Genomic DNA, 20,526 nt, shown 5'->3' on the forward strand with positions numbered 1-20,526 from the left:
GCGCTCAGGCGCCGCGGGCCGGGTGCGGCCGGCCTCCGGCCGGCGACTCGTCGACCAGGTCATGGCGCACGGAGTAGCGGTTGCGCAGCCGCTCGTCCTGCTGGAGCCGGTAGCGCTCGCCCAGGCGCCGTCGCGGCTCCAGGGTCCACGCCTGCCGGTCGAGCGCGGCGTTGACCTTCGCCAGCACCGGGCCCACGCGCTCGATGAGGCGCGTGGTGCGCGGCGCGGGGGCGATCCCGAGCTCGTCGGCGATCTCGTCGCCGAGGAAGACCCGCTCGAGCCCGTGCACCACGGGCGGCGCCAGGCGGCGCAGCCGGGCTGGGCGGGACGGCAGCAGCGCCTCGATCTCGGGGATCAGGAACTCGGAGTTGATGCTGCCGACGAGGTCGCGGCAGTAGGCGTCGACCGGAGGGCGGGTGAGCAGGTAGATCTCCTCCAGCCGCTCCTGCTCCTCCCGGTCGCGGGGCAGCAGCGCCGCGTCGATGCCGAGCAGGTGCCCGAGGTAGCGCCAGCGGGCGTAGGCCGCGTCCTCCTCGCCCGGCAGGTACGGCGCCCCGATCGCGCGCATGCCGCGCACCGGGATCAGGCAGAACTCGATCAGCGTGTAGGCGAGGAAGGCTTGGCAGATCGGCACCCCCCACGCTCGCAGGTCCCAGGCCGGGTCGTCGCGCAGGGCTCGGCGCACCAACGCGTGGATGACCCGCACCCGCACGGTCAGCTCGAAGCCCGACGCGTGCCGCTGGAGGCCACCACCGCGGCTGACCTCCACCAGCCAGGAGCCGACCTCGATGGTGCGCGCGCCGGCGCTCTCGATGTAGCGGCCGGTCATCTCCAGCGGCCGGGAGGCGGCCGAGTTGGCGTAGCCGCTGACCAGAGACGCGGCGCCGAGCACGATGCCGGACTGGCGCGTGTAGCGGCCGATGTGCGCGCTGTCGCGGTCGATCCGGTCCAGGTCGAGCCAGTCGGGGACCTCGTCGAGCTCCGCGAAGAGGGCGCGCAGCGAGGCGGGCGCCCCGTCGACGGCGGCGACACCGTGGCGGCATGCGGTCTTCAGCATCCGCATCGCGGGCCCGTGGCCCAGCTCGCCGAAGTCGGCGACGAACGCGTCGGCGAGCGGGTCACCGTGCCACATCGCCTCGAAGTACGTCGTCGCGAAGTCCCCGAACCGGCGCCTCGCCTCGTCCGCGTGACGCACGGTCGTCGGCAGACCGGTCGATGCGGTCTCGGCTCCCATGGCCAGAGCATAGGGCCGCGCGGCCCTATGCTCGTCGCGTGCCGATCCGCGCCTACCTCGGGCGCCTGGGTGTCGACCAGGCGCTGCCCCCGACGCTGGAGTCGCTGCGCCTGCTGCACCGCCGCCACCTGGAGCACGTGCCGTACGAGAACCTCGGCATCATGCTCGGCCAGGGCCCGTCGGTGGATCCGGACTCCAGCCTGCAGCGGGTCGTCGACCACGGCCGTGCCGGCTACTGCTTGCACCAGAACGCCGTGCTCGAGCTGGTCCTGACCAGCCTGGGGTTCACCGTCGAGCGACGCCACGGCCACGTGTGGACGCACGAGGAGTCGCGCGACGAGACCTTCCTCAACCACCTGGCGCTGGTGGTCTCCGGGCTGCCGACGCCGGACAACCCGGATGGTCTCTGGTGGCCCGACGTGGGGCTGGGCGAGGGTTTCTGGGAGCCGCTGCCGCTGGTGGTGGGCGAGTACGACGACGGGCCGTTCCGGTTCGCGATCACCGAGGTGCGCCCCGACGGCTGGTCCTTCCGCAACGACCCGTCCGGCAGCTTCGTCGGCCTCGAGGTGACCGACCGGGCCACGCACCCGGCGGCCGTGCTGGCCGCCCACGCCGTGCTGTCGACGCCCCCCGACGGCGCGTTCACCCGGATCCTCGTGGTCCAGCGGCGCGACGAGGCCGGCGGCGACACGCTGCGGGGCTGCGTCGCCACGCGGCAGGACGGGGACGGGCAGCACCAGAGAGACCTCATCACCTACGACGCCTGGGTCGGCGAGCTCCTGCGTCTGGGGGTCTCGCTGGACGGGTTCGCCGAGCAGGACCTGCGCGCGCTCTTCGACCGCACGCTGGCGGCCCACGAGGGCTGGGTCGCGGCGGGGCGGCCGTGAGCACCCGCGCCGGCCTGCTCGAGGTCGCCGACGAGCTCTACGCCCTCGGGCTGCCGGACTTCACGCCCACGCGAGACGCCCGCGCCAAGGCGCTCAAGGGCACCGACCTCGCCGGACCGGTCAAGGCGCTGAAGAAGCCGTCGGTGGCCGCCTGGGTGGTCAACCTGCTGGTGCGGCGCGAGGGCGAGCAGCTGCAGCGGATCCTCGAGGTCGGCGCGGCGCTGCGGGAGGCGCAGGCGTCGATGTCGGGCGAGGACCTGCGCGCGCTGACCCGCCAGCGGCGCCAGGTCACCGCCGCGATCACCCAGCAGGCGCGGTCGCTGGCGTCGGCCGCGGGGGTCAAGGTGACCTCGGCGGTGGGGGACCAGGTCGAGGCCACGCTCACCGCCGCGATGCTCGACGAGCGGTGCGCGGAGGCGGTGCGCAGCGGGCTGCTGGTGACGGCCCTCTCGACGACCGGCGTCGGCGAGACCGACCTGAGCGGGGCCGTGGCCGTGCCCGAGGCGCTGGGGTTCACCGCCACCCAGGTCGCGGAGACGCCCGCGGCCCGCCCCGAGCTGCACGTCGTACCCGACCCGGAGGCGGATGCGAAGGCCGTCGCGGCCGCCGAGGAGGCACTGGCCGCGGCCGAGGAGGAGCTCTCCGAGGCCCAGGCGGCCTACGACGAGGCCAACGGCGCCGTCGAGGAGCTCGAGGCCCGCTCGATGCAGGTGCAGGCCGAGATCGACGAGCTCAAGCGCCGCCTGGCCGAGCTGGAGACGACGTCTGAGGACGTCGACGACGAGCTCGACGAGGCCGAGGACGCCCGCACCGAGGCCAAGCAGACCCTCGACGAGGCGACCCGGGCCCGCGACGCGGCGGCCGGGTCGGTCGCCAAGCTGCGGTAGTCCCGGACGTGTGTGTCACGGATCGCCGACTTCGATGACACACACGTCCGGGACTACCCGTTCGGCTACCCGTGAGTCCAGCCCTTCGCGCGCTCGACGGCGTCCTGCCAGCGGGCGTAGGCGGCGTCGGCGGTGGGGCGGTCGGTGGCCGGCTCGAAGCGGCGGTCGAGCTGCCAGGTGTCGCGCAGGTCGTCGGTGGAGGACCAGACCCCGGTGCCGAGCCCAGCCAGGAACGCCGCGCCCAGGGCGGTGGTCTCCACCAGCTGCGGCCGCTCGACGGGGACGCCGAGCTGGTCGGCCTGGACCTGGCAGAGCAGGTCGTTGGCGCTGGCGCCGCCGTCGACGCGCAGCGAGGCACGCGTGGGCATCGTGTCCAGCACGTCGCGGACCTCGAAGGCGATGGCCTCCAGCGTGGCCCGCACCAGGTGGGCCCGGGTGGTGCCGCGGGTGATGCCGATGATCATGCCTCGCGCGTGGGGGTCCCAGTGCGGGGCGCCGAGGCCGGTGAGCGCCGGCACGAACACCACGCCCTCGGTGTCCTTGACGGTCGCCGCGATCGCCGCGGTCTCGGCGGCCGAGCCCACGATCTGCAGCCCGTCGCGCAGCCACTGCACGGCCGCGCCGGTCACGAAGATCGCGCCCTCCAGGGCGTAGGTGAGCTCGCCGTCGGGGGAGCGCCAGGCCGCGGTCGAGAGCAGCCCGGCGTCGGAGCGCTGCAAAGTGGTGCCGGTGTTGGTGAGGATGAACGACCCGGTGCCGTAGGTGCACTTGGAGTCGCCCTCGTCGAAGCAGGTCTGCCCGAAGAGCGCCGACTGCTGGTCGCCGGCGATGCCGGCGATCGGCAGCTCGAGATCGAGGAAGGAGCGCGGGTCGGTGGTCGCGATGTCACCCCAGTTGGGCACCAGCTCCGGCAACGCGTCGCGCGGGACCCCGAACAGCGAGCACAGCTCCTCGGACCAGTCGCCGGCGGTGAGGTCGAAGAGCAGGGTGCGGCACGCGTTGGAGACGTCGGTGACGTGCTCGAGGCCGCGGGTCATCCGCGCGATGAGGTAGGAGTCGACGGTGCCCACGGCGTAGCGGCCGGACTCGACCAGCCCCCAGGTCCGCGGCTCGTTCTCGGCCAGCCAGGTGAGCTTGGTGCCGGAGAAGTACGGGTCCAGGCGCAGCCCGGTCAGCTCGGTGACGCGGTCCTCGTGGCCGGCGTCGCGCAGCCGCGCGCAGATGTCCGCCGTACGGCGGTCCTGCCACACGATGGCGCGCCGCGGGGAGCCGAGCGTCTCGCGGTCCCAGAGCAGGATCGTCTCGCGCTGGTTGGTGATCCCGATGCCGGTCAGCTCCGCGGCGTCGACCTGCTTGAGGGCGTCGCGCGTCGCCTGCAGCGTCGCCTGCCAGATCTCCTCGGGCGCGTGCTCGACCCACCCCGGCTGGGGGAAGTGCTGCGCGAACTCCTGGTAGCCCTTGGCGGCGACCCGTCCGTCCGGAGTCACGACCACGGCGGTGACCCCGGTCGTGCCGGCGTCGATCGCGAGCACGCTCACCGGGTCTCGTCCCGCACGATGGCGAGCACCCGCCGGTCGACCCAGGCGAGGTCGGGGGCGACCCGCATCTCGTAGTTCTCCGTGCCGACCCAGGCCAGGAACCCGGGGTGGCCGGCCGCGCGGGCGAAGGCCTCGAGCTCGGCCTCGAGCTCGGGCGTCACCGGCACCCGCTCCTCCTCGGTGGAGGCGGTCAGGTAGAGCTCGTTGAGCTCCAGCAGCCGAGCGAGCTCGTCGATGGGCGCCGGGTGGTCGTCCACGCGCAGGTCCGCGACGATGTCGTCGCCACCGCCGTACCCGGCGCCCTCGCTCACCACGAGCAGCGCCGCCGACTGCCGTCCACGCTTGTCGCCCCCCGCCGCGTCACCGGCGGCGAGCGCCATCAGCAGCCGGTCGGCGAGCGGGGCGCCGTCGTCCGAGGCGTGCCAGGCCTGCTCCATCGCCTCGACCACCTCAGGCCCGGCAAGGCAGTTGCCCTGGATCGCGTAGCCCGCGCCGATCACGCCACCGGCCCAGTCGATGCAGGCCTGCCCGGTGTGGGACGCGGCGTTTCCGTCGACGTCGACGATCCCCACCTGGCGCTCCTCGCGCCGCTCGTCCTCCTCCAGCAGGCGCTGGAGGGCGACGGGAGCCGTGGCGCCCTCGTCGAGATGCGCGAGCGCGATGCCCTTGTAGGCGACGTTGGCGTCCGCCTGCGTGGCGATGGCTCCGACCTGGGCCACGGCGGCGGGGACGACGGCACCCACCGCCAGGAACTTCGAGGCCACCGCGACCCCCCAGGACTCACCGTCATCGGAGCGGGCCACGATCGAGAACGTCATGCGCGCGACTGTAGCCACCGTCCGCTGGTGATGTCCGGTAACCGCTTGCCCTCGACCCCTCCCGAGCCCGCAGGATGGTCGCGTGCTGCAACGACTGGGGTTCCCCGCCGTCGGCGACCACCGGCGCTTCGTCACCGCGCTGGCCATCGACGCGATGGGCAGCGGGGTCTTCATGCCGGTCTCGATGCTCTACTTCCTGGTCACCACGGACCTCACCCTGGTGCAGGTCGGCGGCGCCATCTCCCTGGCGAGCCTGGTGGCGCTGCCCGCCGGTCCGCTGATCGGATCGGTCGTCGACCGCATCGGGGCCAAGCGCGTCCTGCTGGCCGGCAACGCCCTGCAGGCGGTCGGCTTCGCGGCCTACCTGGTCTCCGACTCGTTCGCCGTCGTCACCCTCTGGACCGTCGTGGTGACCCTCGGCCGCACCGCCTTCTGGGGATCCTTCGGCAACATCGTCACAGCGATCTCCGCGCCGGGGGAGCGCGAGAAGTGGTTCGGCTTCCTCGGCGCCCTGCGCAACGTCGGGTTCGCCGTCGGGGGGCTGGTCGCCGGCGTGGCCATCACCGTCGGCACCCCCGGCGCCTACGCCGCCGTGGTCGTCGCCAACGCCGCGTCGTACGCCGTCGCGCTCGCCCTGCTGCTCGCCGTGCCCGCCACCCACTCCGGTACGGCGCTCCGGTCCGAGCCCGGCTCATGGGCGGTCGTGCTGGCCGACCGCCCCTACCGCGTGCTGTTCCTCGCGCAGCTGGCCTACTCGACCTCGATGATGGCGCTGAACTTCGCGATGCCGGTCTACGCCACCGAGGTGCTCGGGCTGGCGGGGTGGGTGACGGGCGCGATCTTCACGCTCAACACGATCATGGTCGGCTTCGGTCAGGGGCTGGTCGTGCGTGGTCTGACCGGACGGGTGCGCTGGCGGGTGCTGATGACCGCCAACGCCACCTTCGCGGCGTCGTTCGTGGTCCTGCTCGGGGCGAGCCGGCTGTCGGCGGTGCTGGCGACCGTCGTGGTGCTGGTCGGGTCGGTCGTCTACACGCTCGGCGAGCTGGTGGGCGGGCCGGTGCACGGGGCCTTGTCGGCCGAGGCCGCTCCCGAGCACCTGCGCGGTCGCTACCTCTCGCTCATCCAGCTGGCCTGGAACGGCGCGGGCGCGGCCGCGCCGGTCGGCATCGCCTGGCTGCTCGACCGCGGTCCGGAGCCGGTGTGGGTCGCCTTCGTCGCGGTCGCCGTGGCGGGGATGCTCTTCGCCGCCCGGCTGGGGACCGTCATGCCGCGCGCCGCCGAGCGGGTCACCAACCGGGTCGAGGACCCCCTGCCCGCCTGAGATCGCCACTGCGGTTGGAGCAGGTCCACCTGGGGCAGGATGCCCCCGTGCTCAACGACCTCACGTGGCAGACCCGCAGCATGCTGTTCACCCAGACGTTGGGGCCGGCGCTTGCCCTCGGCTCGCTCTTCGTCCTGGCCGGGGACAACTGGACGGTGGCCGCCGTGCTCTTCGGCCTCGGTCTGGCGGTGATGGTCGGGTGGTGCGTCGCGGTGGTGGTCTGGAACCGCCGCGTCGACCGGCGGTTCAAGGCGACGCTGGTCCGCGCCGGCGAGGAGATCGTCTCAGGCCGGGTCACCGCCACCCCGGCCATCGGCCGGGTCGTCCGCAGCCGGAGCGCGCGGCGGGAGCCTGCGTACCTGGCCGATACGCCGCACCCGCTGCCGAGCCCCTCGGTCGCTCTCGTCGTGACCGTGCTGGCCGAGGGCGGCCCGCGCCGGGTGGCTGCCCTGGTGCCCGCCATGGCCGGGCTAGAGGCACGCCGGGCCCCCGTCGCCGTCCTGCTGCACCCGCACGAGCGCGAGGCGGCGGTGCTGGACAACCGGGTCACCTCCGAGCAGCTGGCCGCCATCGCCGGCGACCCGCGGTGGGACACCGAGCGGCTGCCGACGGACAGCAGTGTCGCCGGCGGCTACCTGTCCGCGTTCGGATGCGCGGTCCTCGGTGTGCTGACCGGGGCCGGCATCGCCATGGTGGCAGGCGCCCTCGCCACGTGACGGACTTCCTCACTAGGGTGTGGGAGTCCAGTTGAACGTTCCAGCCAGGAGGTCCCATGCGCGTCGGAGTGCTCACCGGAGGTGGCGACTGTCCCGGACTGAACGCGGTGATCCGCGCAGTCGTCCGAAAGGGGGTCCGCACCCACGGATTCGAGTTCGTCGGCTTCCGCGATGGCTGGAAGGGCCCGCTGGAGGGCCTGACGATGGAGCTCGGCATCGACCAGTGCCGCGGCATCCTTCCGCGCGGCGGCACGATCCTCGGCTCCTCGCGCACCAACCCGTTCAAGATCGAGAACGGCGTGGAGCGGATCAAGGACAACCTCGAGCAGCACGGGGTCGACGCGCTCGTGGCCATCGGCGGCGAGGACACCCTGGGGGTGGCGACGAAGCTGGCCGACCTCGGCGTGCACGTGGTCGGCGTACCCAAGACCATCGACAACGACCTGTCGGGCACCGACTTCACCTTCGGCTTCGACACCGCGGTCAACATCGCCACTGAGGCCATCGACCGCCTGCACACGACCGCCGAGTCGCACCACCGTGTGCTGGTGGTCGAGGTGATGGGCCGTCACGCCGGCTGGATCGCACTGCACGCCGGCATCGCCGGCGGTGCCAGCGCCGTCCTGATCCCCGAGCAGCCCTTCGACATCGAGCGGCTCTGCGCCGACGTCGAGGCACGGTTCAAGACCAAGTACGCGCCGGTCATCGTCGTCTCGGAGGGCGCCGTGCCCGCCGAGGGCGGGTCCATGACGCTGGCCTCGGGGGAGCAGGACGCCTTCGGCCACGTGCGGCTCGGCGGCATCGGCGACCGGCTGGCCAGCGAGATCGAGCAGCGCACCGGCAAGGAGGCGCGCGCGGTGGTCCTCGGTCACATCCAGCGCGGCGGCACGCCCACGGCGTTCGACCGCTGGCTGGCCACCCGCTTCGGGCTTCAGGCGGCCGACGCCGTCGCCGACGGCGACTGGGGCACGATGATGGCGCTGCGCGGCACCAAGATCATCCGCGTCCCCCTCAGCGAGGGCACCGCCGAGCTCAAGCTGGTCAGCCCCGAGGAGTACGCCGAGGCCGAGGTCTTCTTCGGCTGAAGCTCTCAGTGCTCGACCGCGGCTAGGTCCAGCTCGCGCGGTGCCAGCAGCGCCACCAGGCCGGCGATCGCCAGCATCGCCAGCCCGCCGGCGAGCCCGACGCGGGCGAGCGCCTCACTGAGGGTGGCGGCGCCGAGGCCCGCGGTGGTCGCGATGCTGCCGAGGATCGCGACCCCGAGGACCGCGCCGATCTCGTAGCTCGACTCCTCGAGGACCGCAGCACTCCCGGCCTGGTCGAGCGGCGCGCCGGCCATGATCACCGCCGAGGCGACGGCGAGGGAGGCCAGGCCGAGGCCCACGAGGCTCAGCGCCACCGCCACCCCCGGGTAGGCCAAGGGCTGCGGCAGGACGGCGAGGAGCAGCAAGCCGGACGCGCCCACGACCAGCCCGCCGGCGAGCACCGTCCTGGCTCCGATGCGGGCGGCGAGAGCCGGGGCGAACGGCCCGGCGAGGATGCCGCCGGCTGCCATCGGCAGCAGGGCGACACCGGCGTCGAACGGCTCGTAGGCCTGGCTCAGCTGGAGCCACTGGGCGACCAGCAGGAGCAGCCCTGCCATCGCGAAGCTGCTGACCAGCGCGGTGAGCATGCCGGCGCTGAAGGCGCGTCCGCGGAACAGGCGCAGCTCCAGCATCGGCTCGGCGGCCGCGAGGCAGCGGCGTACGAACACCGTCAGCGCGACGACGGCGACGACGGCCGCCATGACGGCCTCGGGGTCCGGCCCGTCCTTGCCGAGCTGCTTGATCGCGTGGACCAGCGCCACCATGCCGAGCATCGACAGGGCCAGCGTCGAGACGTCGAGGCGGCCCGGCCGCGCGGAGCGGCTCTCGGGCAACAGCATCAGAGCGGCCACCACGGCGACCACCATCACGGGCACGTTGAAGAGGAACGCCGAGTGCCAGCTGAAGCGCTCCAGCAGCGCGCCACCCACGATCGGCCCGAGCGCGCTGCCGACGGCTGCGACCGAGCCCCAGACACCGAGCGCGGTCGCCCGCTCGCGGGGGTCGGAGAAGAGGGTCCGGATCAGCGACAGGGTGGAGGGCATGATCATCGCGCCGCCCACGCCCAGCAGGGCGCGTACGGCGATCACCTCACCGGCGCTGTCGGCGACGAGCACGACCAGCGAGGCCAGGCCGAACACGGTGAAGCCGCCCACCAGCATCCGGCGTCGGCCCCACCGGTCGCCCAGCGTGCCGGCGGCGACCAGCAGGCCCGCCAGCACGAGGGGGTAGGCGTCGACGATCCAGAGCAGCTCGACGGGGCCGGGGCGCAGGTCCGCGGACATGTCGGGGAGGGCGAGGTTCAAGATGGTCATGTCCATGACCACCACGAGCAGGCTTGCGGAGAGCACCGCGAGGCCGGCCCACCGGCGCGGGGTCGCCCGGTTCTGCTCCTGGTGGGTCGACGGAGCCGCGGTCATCGGCCCGCCACCCCCTGGAGGAAGGTCGAGACCACGAGGTCGGCCAGGCCGCGACGGGCCACGTCCCCGGCCTGCAGCGCGTCCCGGGACGCGATGAGCAGACCGTAGGTCGTGTGGCTGAGCCAGGCGGCGGGGACGTCGCGACGTAGGACCCCCGCCTCCTGGGCTGCGGCGAAGAAGGCGACTTCGAGCTCCTGGAGCGCGGACATCCGGGCGAGCAGGTCCGGCATCACGACCATGCACGGGTCGGTCAGCGCGTAGGAGAAGTCCTCCGCGTCCCGGACGAAGGTGGCGAGCATCCGACGCAGGCAGGCCTCGATGACCGCGGCGTCGCCGGAGTGGGTCGCGCCGGCCATGTCCGCCTCTGCCTGGCCGCGCTCCCAGCGGTCGAGCGCACGCTGACCGATCTCGTGCAGCAGGGCCTCGCGGCTGGCGAAGTGGCGGTGCAGTGTGGCGCGGCCGATGCCGATCGCGCCGGCGACCTCGCCCAGGGACGCTGTGGGGTCGGCGATGAGGCAGCGCAGGGCGGCGTCCAGCACCTCGTCGCGGGTCTGCACGGGATCCTCCTGAGACGGGTGTGGCGCTACTGAGACATCAGTGTCTCACGGCGCCCTTGCCGCACGCTGAGGCGCAACGACGAGGTTTGTGCGAACGTGAGTGGTGGAAGTGTGGTGGGGATCGTCGACGAGCGGGAGGCAGCCCATGACCGGACAGAGCGCGGAGCCCGCCGACGTCAACGGCCGGGAGGCCGACCTCAAGCGGGTCCTCGGACCGAAGCTGCTGCTCCTCTTCATCGTTGGCGACATCCTCGGCGCGGGGGTCTACGCCGTCACCGGCAGCCTCGCGGGCCAGGTGGGCGGCATCGCCTGGCTGCCGTTCCTCGTGGCGTTCGCCGTGGCCACGCTGACCGCCTTCTCCTACCTCGAGCTCGTGACCAAGTACCCCCAGGCCGCGGGAGCAGCGCTCTACACGCACAAGGCATTCGGGATCCACTTCATCACCTTCCTGGTGGCCTTCACGGTGGTCTGCTCGGGAATCACCAGCGCCTCCACGTCCTCGGGGCTGCTCGCGTCCAACCTGCTGATCGGCCTCGATGAGATCCTGCCGGGCATCCCGACGGGGGACACCGCCTCGCTCCTCGTCGCGCTGGCGTTCATGCTGCTGCTGGCCGGCGTGAATCTGCGCGGAGTCGGCGAGAGCGTGAAGTTCAACATCATCTTGACCCTTGTCGAGGTCACCGCGCTCGCGATCGTCATCGGCATCGGCATCTTCGCCGTCAGCCGCGGCGACGGCGACCTGTCGCGGGTGACGGTCTTCGAGAACCCGGACGACAAGGGGCTCTTCGCGGCGGTCACGATCGCGACGGCGATCGCCTTCTTCTCCATGGTCGGCTTCGAGGACTCCGTCAACATGGTGGAGGAGGTCGACGAACCGGAGCGGATCTTCCCCAGGGTGATGCTGACCGGGCTCGGCATCGCGGTGCTGATCTACATGCTGGTCGCGATCTCGGTCGTCGCCGTCGTGCCCTCCGGCACGATCTCGAGCCCCACGAACCCCGAGGCCGGCGTTCTCATCGACGTGGTGAAGATCGGCGCTCCCGACGTGCCGATCGACAAGCTGTTCCCCTTCCTCACCGTCTTCGCCGTGGCCAACACCGCCCTGATCAACATGCTGATGGCCAGCCGGCTGATCTACGGCATGGCCCGCCAGGACGTGCTGCCGAGCAGCCTCGGCCGGGTCAGCCCCAACACCCGGTCCCCGTGGGCCGCGGTGGTCTTCACCACGGCCATCGCGCTGGGGCTGATCTTCGTGGTGCGCGTGGTCCTCTCCGCCTCCAGCGTCACGTCGCTCTCGGGCACCACCGCGCTGCTCCTGCTCGCGGTGTTCACGATCGTCAACGTCGCTTGCCTCGTGTTGCGCCGGGACCCTGCGGGGCGGTTCAAGGCGCCGACGGCCTTCCCGGTGCTGGGCGCCCTGTCGTGCGCCTACCTGCTCGGTCCTTGGGCCCGGCTGCCGGAGAACTACGTCCAGTACCGCATCGCCGGCGTCCTGCTCGCCATCGGCGTCGTGCTTTGGGTGATCACCTGGATGACCAACCGCGGCGTGCGCGCCAAGAAGACCGGCTTCCGCGACATCGAGCACCTCGAGGAGTAGGCCGAGTGTGAGCCGGCTCACATCGGGGTACGGCATGAGCGCGCCGGTCTCGGTGGCCGGTCAAGACGAGGAGCGATGAAATGCGCACACGGTTGGTGAAGCTGCTGGTGGCGACTCTCACGGCGGCCGGCCTCATGGTGGCGCCGGCCCCGGCCACCCAGGCCGATGTCCAGGGTGACGTGGTGATGGTGGGGGAGAAGCCCGTCGCGGGGACCTACGACATGGCCTACAACAACTACAGCGAGAAGATGAAGGTCTGCACGATGTCGCGAGAACGCAAGCGTGACTACTACTGCGAGTTCCACGGCTACCGCGTCGCTCGGGGAAAGATGCACGTCAAGCTGCACACCTACCGGGTCAGGGAGGGCATGCGGAAGTACGACTTCTACGTCCTCGACGTCGACGTCGACAACACCGACCGCTACGGAAAGTCCAAGAAGGGTTGGATGAAGGTGCATATCGAGAACGTCGGCGCGGTCAAGCTGGTCGACTTCTCCGACACGACCTCGGTCTCGGCGACCAAGGCCGAGTGTGCCGAGATCGGGCTCTCCATCGGGCACAGCGTCGGCCCGGCCTCGGCGTCGATGGACTGGGGCAGTGTGCGCTTCTGCGACAAGCAGGCCAAGTACTACATCGAGGGGCGCACCGGCGACCACACCGTCTACGAGGCTGAGCACACCCGGCAGATCTCGTCCCTCAGCAGCCAGCGGATCGTCAAGGTGCCGCGGGGCAAACGCCCCGTGTTCTCAGTGACCGTCCACCTCCCCAACGACGATTGCACCAAGACCGGCTACGGCAACTGCACCGCCTTCAAGAACTCCACCTACCTCAAGACGTGGAAGATCGGCACCCGCGGGTGAGAGCGAGTTCGGCCGTTGCCGCAGCGCTGCGTACGCTGGGCCGGTGAGCAGTGACATCCCCGACCTCGCCGCCCTGCACGCCCTGGGGCCGGCCCAGCAGCCGACGTACGCCGACCGTGACGCGGTCGACGCCGCCGTCGCCCGCCTCCGCACTGCGCCGCCGCTGGTCTTCGCGGGTGAGTGCGACGACCTCAAGGCCAAGCTCGCCGCGGTGACCCGCGGCGAGGCCTTCCTGCTCCAGGGCGGGGACTGCGCCGAGACCTTCTCCGGCGTCACCGCCGACAACGTCCGCAACAAGCTGCGGGTGCTGCTGCAGATGGCCGTCGTATTGACCTACGCCGCCTCGGTGCCGGTCGTGAAGCTGGGCCGCCTCGCCGGCCAGTACGCCAAGCCGCGCAGCTCCGACCTGGAGACCCGAGGTGACGTCACGCTGCCGGCGTACCGTGGGGACGCCGTCAACGGCTACGACTTCACCGCCGAGTCGCGCGTGCACGACCCGCAGCGGCTCGTCGACGTCTACAACGCGTCGGCGTCCACGCTCAACCTGGTGCGCGCCTTCGTCACCGGCGGCTACGCCGACCTGCGCCAGGTCCACACCTGGAACACCGACTTCGTGCGCGACTCGGTGGTCGGTCAGCAGTACGAGAAGCTCGCCCACGAGATCGACCGCGCGATGTCCTTCATGAAGGCGATCGGCGCGGACCCCGACGAGTTCCACCGGGTCGACTTCCACTCCTCGCACGAGGCCCTGGTGCTCGAGTACGAGCACGCGATGACCCGCATCGACTCGCGCACGCAGCTGCCCTACGACGTCTCCGCCCACTTCCTGTGGATCGGTGAGCGCACCCGGCAGCTCGACAACGCGCACGTCGAGCTGCTGCGTCACATCCAGAACCCGATCGGCGTCAAGCTCGGCCCCTCGACCACCCCCGACGACGCGCTCGCGCTCGCCGCGCGCCTCAACCCCGACAACGAGGCCGGGCGCCTGACGTTCATCACCCGCTTCGGCGCCGGCAAGATCCGCGACGGGCTGCCGCAGCTGGTCGAGAAGGTCACCGCGGAGGGCGTCAACGTCGCCTGGGTGTGCGACCCCATGCACGGCAACACCTTCGAGGCCAGCTCGGGCTACAAGACCCGCGCGTTCGGCGACGTGATCGACGAGGTCCAGGGCTTCTTCGACGTCCACCACGGCCTCGGCACCTGGCCCGGTGGCATCCACGTGGAGCTGACCGGCGACGACGTCACCGAGTGCGTCGGCGGCGGCGAGGCCCTGCTGGAGGCCGACCTGGGCGGGCGCTACGAGTCGGTCTGCGACCCGCGCCTCAACCGCGTCCAGTCGCTCGAGCTGGCCTTCCTGGTCGCCGAGATGCTCCGCCGCGCCTGATGATCGACCTGCGCAGCGACACGGTCACGCAGCCGACCGAGGCGATGCGTGCGGCGATGGCCCGCGCCGACGTCGGCGACGACGTCTACGGCGAGGACCCCACCGTCCTGGAGCTCCAGGAGCGCGTGGCCGGCCTGCTCGGCCACGAGGCGGCGCTGTTCACCCCGACCGGGTCGATGGCCAACGTCCTCGCGGTCCGCTCCCTCGTCGCTCCGGGCCAGGAGGTCCTCTGCGAGGCGAGCGCCCACATCGCGCGCGCCGAGCTCGGCGCCCACGGCGCCTACAACGGGGTCACCATGCGCACCTGGGTGCACCCCCGTGGGCAGGTCGACCTGCCGATGATCCAGGGCATGTTCGCCCCCGAGCTGGGCCCGTTCTTCGTGCGGACCGCGGCCATCTCGGTCGAGAACACCCACAACTTCGCCGGGGGAGCGGTGCTCCCGCTGGAGGACCTACGCGACCTGCGCGAGTACGCCGTCGGCGCCGGCGCCGCGGTCCATCTCGACGGCGCCCGGATCTGGAACGCGCACGTCGCGACCGGCACCCCTCTCGCCGAGTACGGCGCCGTGGTGGACGTCATCGCAGTGTGCCTGTCCAAGGGGCTGGGCGCCCCGGTGGGCTCGCTCATGGTCGGCAGCCGCGACGCCATCGACGAGGCCCGGATCTGGCGCAAGCGCATGGGCGGCGGGATGCGCCAGGTCGGCGTGCTCGCCGCGGCCGGGCTGCACGCCCTCGACCACCACGTCGAGCGGCTCGCCGACGACCACGCCCACGCCCGGCTCCTCGCCGAGGCGTGCGGGGTCGACCCCGCGACCGTGGACACCAACATCGTCGTCGTCGCGCGCCAGGACGCGGCCGACTTCGTGGTCCGCGCGGCCGAGGCCGGCGTGCGGGTCGCCGTCGTCGGCCCGACCGTCGTACGGCTGGTGACGCATCTGGGTGTCACCCGCGACGACGCCGAGCGCGCCGCGAAGGTGCTGAGCGCGCTGTAGTCCCCGGCGTCGCTCGTCGGGTGTGAAACTCTCGCGGCCGGTGTGGGAGCTTCGTTGGGGAGGCGTGAGTTTCACCGGGTGCCCGGTGAAACTTGATGCGGCCTGCGGCCGAGGTCGCCCGGGTGGCACCTGGTGGCTCGTCGGTCACGCTTGTCTCACCACCAGCATGAAACTCACGGCTTCCGCATGAAGTTTCGTCGGGGAGGCGTGAGTTTCACCGGGTGCCCGGTGAATCTCCTCCCGGCGCCGGACTACCTCACGCCGGCGTGCCGACCAGCGCGACGTCGCTGATCGCGGTGTAGTTGCGTGCGGAGCGGCCCGAGCCGGGGGCGGAGACCTCGACCAGGCGCAGGGTGACCGTGGAGGTGGTGACGGAGTCGACGTCGATGGTCTGCAGCCGGCGGGTCTGCTCGAGGTTCTGCGTGAGCGTCGTGCCGTCGTCGAAGCTCCACTCGGCGACCAGGACGCGGCGGTTTCCGCGGTACCAGTCGAGCGTGCGGTCGCCGTCCGGGGAGCTCTTCGCGTAGCCGTTGACCATGCCGACCTGCGTCAATGTGGTCTCGGCGCCGAGTCTCAAGGTGATCGTGGATCCGCTGCCGTCGCCCGGCATCCGCCAGCACGTGGACGCGACTCCGTCGAGCAGGTTGCGCGCCTCGTAGCGCACCAGGTTGCCGTCGACGTCGGTGTTGGGCGGGGCCGTGCGCGGGACCTCGGCCGTGGCCAGGCGGGCCACGTTCTCGGGCTCACTCGGCTCGGCGGTCGGCGTCGGCGTCGGCGTGGGGGTGGGGGTGGGCGTGGGCGTCGGCGCCTCGCTGGTCGGCGTCGGGGTGGGGGCAGGGTCCTTCGCCGACCCCTCGTCGTCACCGCCGCCGGTCACCAGTAGCACCACCCCGAGCGTGGCCACCAGCACCAGAGCGACGGCGCCGAGCGCCCACGGCAGCCACCCCGGCCGGCTGGATCCGGGCGCGCGGTGCCCCGAGGGGGCGTACGCCGGCGGCGGGCCGCTGGGCCTGGGGCCGCGGACCTCGTCGGCGTAGAGCGGGAAGCGCGGCTGCGCCGGTGCGTGCAGCACCGGCGGCGGCGGGACCGGGCCCTCGGCGGGGCGTGACGGGTCCACGACGGCCGGCCGTTCGGCCGTGTCGGTCGGCCCGGCGCCCGGCGCCGGATGCCCGCAGTCGAGGCAGTAGCGGCCCACCCCCAGCGGGTGCCCGCACCTCTCACACGTCTCCACGCGCGGAAGCCTAGGGCCTCTGCGCCCGGCCCTCCACGCGGATCCGCTCCCCGGCGTCCACGCGTCCCACCGCGGGGGGCAGCTTGCGCACGGCGCCGGCCAGGTCGCGCAGGTCCCTGCCGAGGAGGGCCTGCGGCCCGTCGCACAGCGCGGTCTCGGGACTCGGGTGGACGTCGACGATGATCCCGTCGGCACCGACGGCGATCGCGGCGCGGGAGAGCGGCACCACGAGGTCCTTGCGGCCGGCGGCGTGGGAGGGGTCGACGATGATCGGCAGGTGGCTGGTCGCCTGGACCACCGGCACCGCGGAGATGTCGAGGGTGTTGCGGGTGGCCGGCTCGAAGGTCCGGATGCCGCGCTCGCACAGCACGATGTCGAGGTTGCCGCGCTGGGCGATGTACTCGGCGGCCATCAGCCACTCCTCGATGGTCGCGGTCATGCCGCGCTTGAGGAGCACCGGCTTGCCGGCGTCGCCGACGGCCTGCAGTAGGCCGAAGTTGGCCATGTTGCGAGTGCCGACCTGCAGCATGTCGACATGCTCGGCGACCACGTGGACGTCGCGCGCGTCGACCACCTCGGTGACGACCGGCAGCCCGGTGGCGGCGCCCACCTCGGCGAGGATCTCCAGTCCGGCGAGGCCCAGGCCCTGGAAGGCGTACGGCGAGGTGCGCGGCTTGAACGCCCCGCCGCGCAGGATCGTGGCGCCCGCGGATCGCGCCATCTGCGCCGCGGCGAGCGTCTGCTCGGCCGTCTCGACGGCACACGGCCCGGCCATGAACGTGAACGTGTCGGGGCCGATCGGCACCTGGGCGCCCTGGGGGCCGACCCAGACGGTCGAGCGGCTCGCGTGGTGCTGGCGGCTCACCAGCTTGTAGGGGTCGCTGATCCGGTGCACGTCGGCGACGCCGCGCAGGGTGCGCAGGTTGAGATGGTGGAAGGACTCGATGTCCCCCACCAGGCCGATGATGGTGCGGACCACGCCCCTGGAGACGAAGGCCTCGCCGCCGACCGCCTCGACCTTCTCGACGACGTGCGCGACGTCCTCGTCGGTGGCATCCGGTGACATGACGACGACCATGGGGTTCCTCTTCTCGGTGCGTGCCCGACCCGGCCCGGACAGCACGACGCCCCGGTCGGTGGCCGGGGCGGTGGATGGAGTGTGAGCGCGTCTAGACGGCTCGCACGGGGATGCCCGGCGAGTGTCCAAAGAGATACGTGTGCGTCACGGGGGCGACTCTAGCCACCCGCGACGCCAGCCGACCGAGGGGGCTCACACCGCGAGACGCCGGGCGGCCACGCGTGAGCGCAGCTCCTTCAGCAGTGGGATGTCGCGGGTGTCGGCGCCGCGCGAGTCCGGGGTCTCGAGGATGAACGGCACGCCCTCGGTGGCGGGGTGCGCGAAGAGCTCCTCGAACGCACCGGTCCCGATGTGGCCCTCGCCGATGCGCTGGTGGCGGTCCTTGAAGGCGCCGCGGACGTCCATCGAGTCGTTGGCATGCACCAGCCGGAGCCGGCCGGGCCCCCCGATCTCGACGATCCGGTCGAGGGTGGCGGTGGTGCCGCCGGGCTCGTCGAGTGGAGCGCCCGCAGCGAAGACGTGGCAGGTGTCGAGGCAGATCCCGGCCTTGGGGTGGTGGTCGAGCGCGTCGAGGTAGCCGGTGAGGTCCCCCACGCCGGCGCACAGCGACCGGCCCTGGCCGGCGGTCGGCTCGAGGAGCAGCCACGGCGCCGCGTCGTCGGCGACCGCGTCGAGGATCGGCAGCAGCGCCTCGCGCACCTGGCGCATCGCGGCTGCGTGTCGCCCGGCGCCGCCGTCGGGGTCGACGTACGAGCCGGTGTGGACCACGACGCCCTCGGCGCCGATCTCGGCCGCACGGCGCAGGTTGTGTGCCACCAGTGCCACCGAGCTCTCGTACGTCGCGGGCGTGGGGGAGCCGAGGTTGACCAGGTACGGCGTGTGGATGAAGGTCCGCATCCCGCGGCGCTCGGTCTCCGCGCGGAAGCGCGCGTCGTCGGCGGGCTTGCCCGCCGAGCGCGCCCACCCGCGGGGGTTACCCACGAAGACCTGGATCGTCTCGGCGCCGACCACGTCGGCGTTGGCCAGCGCCCCCTCGGCCAGCCCCTTGCCGACGAGGACGTGGGTGCCGATCGGGTTGCGCATGCGACCAACGCTAGCCGTCGCCGGTTTGCCTAAGTGTCTTAGGTAGAGGCATGATGCTTATAGGGAACGAAGGAGGAGCCATGCGCGCCGGCATCACCAAGGACCGGCTCGCCCGGGCGGGGGCCGAGCTCGCCGACGAGGTCGGCTTCGACCAGGTCACGCTCACCGAGGTGGCGCGCCGCTTCGGCGTCAAGGTGGCCAGCCTGTACTCCCACGTCGCCGGCTCCGACGACCTGCGCCGGCGGATCGCCCTGCTCGCCCTCGAGGAGCTGGCCGACCGCGGCGACGCGGCCCTGGCCGGTCGCTCGGGTCGCGACGCGCTGGCCGCCCTGGGCGACGTCTACCGCGACTACGCACGCGAGCACCCCGGTCGCTACGCCGCGGCCCAGCTCCCGCTCGACACCGAGACGGCGCTGGCGAGCGCCGGGCCTCGGCACTCCGCGATGACGCGGGCCGTGCTGCGTGGCTACGACCTGGGCGAGCCAGAGGCCACGCACGCCGTACGGCTGCTCGGAAGTGTCTTCCGAGGCTTCGTAGACCTGGAGCTCGCCGGCGCCTTCGGTCACAGCGAGCCCGACTCCGCCACGTCCTGGCAGCGGGCGCTGGACGCGCTCGACGCACTGCTCCGCAGCTGGCCCACCACCACCGAGAGGTCCTGATGTCCCACCAGATCGCCGCGCTCCTGCGCGGTGCCGTCGAGACCGAGTCCACGCCCCGCGGCCTGCGCCCGCACCGGCTCCCTGCTCTCGCGCGCGAGCAGGCCGCCGACCCCCAGCTGAGTATGGCCGAGGAGCAGCCCTCCGGCGTCCGCCTCGCCTTCCGCACCTCCGCCTCGAGGATCGAGCTCGACGTGGTGCCGACCAAGCGCGACTACGCCGGCGCACCGCCGCGACCCGACGGTGTCTACGACTTGGTGGTCGACGGCCGGCTCGCCGCCCAGGCCACGGCCGAGGGTGGCGACGTGCTCTCGATCGACTTCGCGACCGGCGCGACCGAGCACCGACTCGGGGAGCCGGTGACGCTGCGCTTCGACGACCTCGGCGGTCAGGCCAAGGACGTCGAGATCTGGCTGCCGCACGACGAGGCGACGCTGCTGGTCGACCTGCGCGCCGACGCCGTCATCGAGTCCTCGCCCGCGGCCGGTCGGCGGGTCTGGGTCCATCACGGCAGCTCGATCAGCCACGGCTCCAACGCCGCCCACCCCACCGGCACCTGGCCCGCGCTCGCCGCGCGCCTCGCGGACGTCGAGCTGGTCAACCTCGGCTTCAGCGGCAGTGCCCTGCTCGACCCCTTCGCGGCCCGGACCATCCGGGACCTGCCGGCCGACGCCATCAGCCTCAAGATCGGCATCAACCTGGTCAACACCGACGTGATGCGGCTGCGCGCCTTCCGGGCCGCCGTCCACGGCTTCCTCGACACCGTCCGCGACGGGCACCCCACCACGCCGCTGCTGGTCGTCTCGTCCATCCTGTGCCCGATCCACGAGCGGACGCCGGGGCCGAGCGCCATGGACGTCAGCGGCCTGGCCGCGGGCGAGCTGCGGTTCAGCGCCGCGGGCGACCCCGCGGAGGTGGCCGCCGGCAAGCTGACGCTCGAGGTGATCCGCGCCGAGCTGGGCCGGATCGTCGCCCAGCGCGCGCCCTCGGACCCGCACCTGCACCTGCTCGACGGCCGCGAGCTCTACGGCGAGCAGGACCACGCCGAGCTGCCCCTGCCCGACGACCTGCACCCCGACGCCGCCGCCCACCAGCGCATGGGGGAGCGCTTCGCCAGCCTCGCGTTCGGCCCGGGCGGCCCGCTCGGAACCGAGACGGCCGCTCCCGCGTCCTAGAGCCAG

The 20,526-nt window shown here is 72.5% G+C and carries 19 protein-coding genes; 11 read left to right on the top strand and 8 right to left on the bottom strand.

What is annotated here, in order from left to right; translation table 11 throughout:
- Window positions 1–4: 4 nt before the first annotated feature.
- On the bottom strand, window positions 5–1,234 hold the full coding sequence (locus LRP67_RS11470; RefSeq protein WP_231270303.1) for an oxygenase MpaB family protein: 1,230 nt from the start codon (window positions 1,232–1,234) through the stop codon (window positions 5–7).
- 38 nt (window positions 1,235–1,272) lie between these two features.
- Between LRP67_RS11470 and LRP67_RS11475 the strand changes: the two genes are divergently transcribed.
- Together LRP67_RS11475 and LRP67_RS11480 are read left to right on the top strand one after the other, a co-directional pair.
- Window positions 1,273–2,121, top strand: a complete 849-nt coding sequence (locus tag LRP67_RS11475; protein ID WP_231270304.1) for an arylamine N-acetyltransferase — start codon at window positions 1,273–1,275, stop codon at window positions 2,119–2,121.
- Window positions 2,118–3,008, top strand: coding sequence for a hypothetical protein (locus LRP67_RS11480; protein WP_231270305.1), 891 nt, complete (start codon window positions 2,118–2,120; stop codon window positions 3,006–3,008). The genes LRP67_RS11475 and LRP67_RS11480 overlap by 4 nt, the downstream gene beginning before the upstream one ends.
- 65 nt (window positions 3,009–3,073) lie before the next feature.
- Here the strand turns inward: LRP67_RS11480 and glpK are convergent, their stop codons facing one another.
- Window positions 3,074–4,546, bottom strand: a complete 1,473-nt coding sequence (gene glpK, locus LRP67_RS11485; protein WP_231270306.1) for a glycerol kinase GlpK — start codon at window positions 4,544–4,546, stop codon at window positions 3,074–3,076.
- The gene (locus tag LRP67_RS11490; protein WP_231270307.1) at window positions 4,543–5,364 is read right to left on the bottom strand and encodes a DUF1028 domain-containing protein; all 822 of its coding nucleotides are present in this window, start codon (window positions 5,362–5,364) and stop codon (window positions 4,543–4,545) included. Before LRP67_RS11490 ends, glpK begins: the two co-directional genes overlap by 4 nt.
- Window positions 5,365–5,446: 82 nt before the next feature.
- Here LRP67_RS11490 and LRP67_RS11495 point away from each other — a divergent pair, with 82 nt between their 5' ends.
- Genes LRP67_RS11495 through LRP67_RS11505 form a run of 3 tightly spaced genes read left to right on the top strand, consistent with a single transcriptional unit; the run spans window position 5,447 to window position 8,489 of the window.
- Complete coding sequence (locus tag LRP67_RS11495) at window positions 5,447–6,688, top strand: MFS transporter (protein WP_231270308.1); 1,242 nt, start codon at window positions 5,447–5,449, stop codon at window positions 6,686–6,688.
- A 47-nt stretch (window positions 6,689–6,735) separates the two neighbouring features.
- A complete protein-coding gene (locus LRP67_RS11500; RefSeq protein ID WP_231270309.1) occupies window positions 6,736–7,404 on the top strand; it encodes a hypothetical protein in 669 nt (222 codons plus the stop codon).
- A gap of 56 nt (window positions 7,405–7,460) precedes the next feature.
- Window positions 7,461–8,489, top strand: a complete 1,029-nt coding sequence (locus LRP67_RS11505) for a 6-phosphofructokinase (RefSeq protein WP_231270310.1) — start codon at window positions 7,461–7,463, stop codon at window positions 8,487–8,489.
- Window positions 8,490–8,494: 5 nt separating this feature from the next.
- Here the strand turns inward: LRP67_RS11505 and LRP67_RS11510 are convergent, their stop codons facing one another.
- A complete protein-coding gene (locus LRP67_RS11510) occupies window positions 8,495–9,907 on the bottom strand; it encodes an MFS transporter (protein ID WP_231270311.1) in 1,413 nt (470 codons plus the stop codon).
- On the bottom strand, window positions 9,904–10,464 hold the full coding sequence (locus LRP67_RS11515; RefSeq protein ID WP_231270312.1) for a TetR/AcrR family transcriptional regulator: 561 nt from the start codon (window positions 10,462–10,464) through the stop codon (window positions 9,904–9,906). The genes LRP67_RS11510 and LRP67_RS11515 overlap by 4 nt, the downstream gene beginning before the upstream one ends.
- 145 nt (window positions 10,465–10,609) lie before the next feature.
- Between LRP67_RS11515 and LRP67_RS11520 the strand changes: the two genes are divergently transcribed.
- The 4 genes from LRP67_RS11520 (at window position 10,610) to LRP67_RS11535 (ending at window position 15,297) form a co-directional block, all read left to right on the top strand.
- Window positions 10,610–12,061 carry an APC family permease gene (locus LRP67_RS11520; RefSeq protein ID WP_231270313.1) on the top strand — a complete coding sequence of 484 codons (1,452 nt, stop codon included), beginning with the start codon at window positions 10,610–10,612 and terminating at the stop codon, window positions 12,059–12,061.
- Window positions 12,062–12,141: 80 nt separating this feature from the next.
- Window positions 12,142–12,921, top strand: a complete 780-nt coding sequence (locus LRP67_RS11525) for a hypothetical protein (RefSeq protein WP_231270314.1) — start codon at window positions 12,142–12,144, stop codon at window positions 12,919–12,921.
- A 43-nt stretch (window positions 12,922–12,964) separates the two neighbouring features.
- Window positions 12,965–14,305 carry a class II 3-deoxy-7-phosphoheptulonate synthase gene (locus LRP67_RS11530; protein ID WP_231244011.1) on the top strand — a complete coding sequence of 447 codons (1,341 nt, stop codon included), beginning with the start codon at window positions 12,965–12,967 and terminating at the stop codon, window positions 14,303–14,305.
- Window positions 14,305–15,297, top strand: a complete 993-nt coding sequence (locus LRP67_RS11535) for a low specificity L-threonine aldolase (protein ID WP_231270315.1) — start codon at window positions 14,305–14,307, stop codon at window positions 15,295–15,297. Before LRP67_RS11530 ends, LRP67_RS11535 begins: the two co-directional genes overlap by 1 nt.
- A 256-nt stretch (window positions 15,298–15,553) precedes the next feature.
- Here the strand turns inward: LRP67_RS11535 and LRP67_RS11540 are convergent, their stop codons facing one another.
- From LRP67_RS11540 to LRP67_RS11550, 3 genes are all read right to left on the bottom strand, one after another.
- Window positions 15,554–16,528 carry a discoidin domain-containing protein gene (locus tag LRP67_RS11540; RefSeq protein ID WP_231270316.1) on the bottom strand — a complete coding sequence of 325 codons (975 nt, stop codon included), beginning with the start codon at window positions 16,526–16,528 and terminating at the stop codon, window positions 15,554–15,556.
- Between the two features lie 10 nt (window positions 16,529–16,538).
- Entirely contained in the window at window positions 16,539–17,606 is a 1,068-nt protein-coding gene (aroF, locus tag LRP67_RS11545) for a 3-deoxy-7-phosphoheptulonate synthase (RefSeq protein WP_231270317.1), read from the bottom strand.
- Between the two features lie 192 nt (window positions 17,607–17,798).
- Window positions 17,799–18,689: a deoxyribonuclease IV gene (locus tag LRP67_RS11550; RefSeq protein WP_231270318.1), complete on the bottom strand. Its 891-nt coding sequence runs from the start codon at window positions 18,687–18,689 to the stop codon at window positions 17,799–17,801.
- Window positions 18,690–18,769: 80 nt separating this feature from the next.
- Between LRP67_RS11550 and LRP67_RS11555 the strand changes: the two genes are divergently transcribed.
- On the top strand, window positions 18,770–19,348 hold the full coding sequence (locus tag LRP67_RS11555) for a TetR/AcrR family transcriptional regulator (protein ID WP_231270319.1): 579 nt from the start codon (window positions 18,770–18,772) through the stop codon (window positions 19,346–19,348).
- Complete coding sequence (locus LRP67_RS11560) at window positions 19,348–20,520, top strand: SGNH/GDSL hydrolase family protein (RefSeq protein WP_231270320.1); 1,173 nt, start codon at window positions 19,348–19,350, stop codon at window positions 20,518–20,520. Before LRP67_RS11555 ends, LRP67_RS11560 begins: the two co-directional genes overlap by 1 nt.
- Window positions 20,521–20,526 lie beyond the last annotated feature (6 nt).

It is taken from the genome of Nocardioides sp. cx-169 (assembly GCF_021083605.1).
Lineage (GTDB): Bacteria > Actinomycetota > Actinomycetes > Propionibacteriales > Nocardioidaceae > Nocardioides.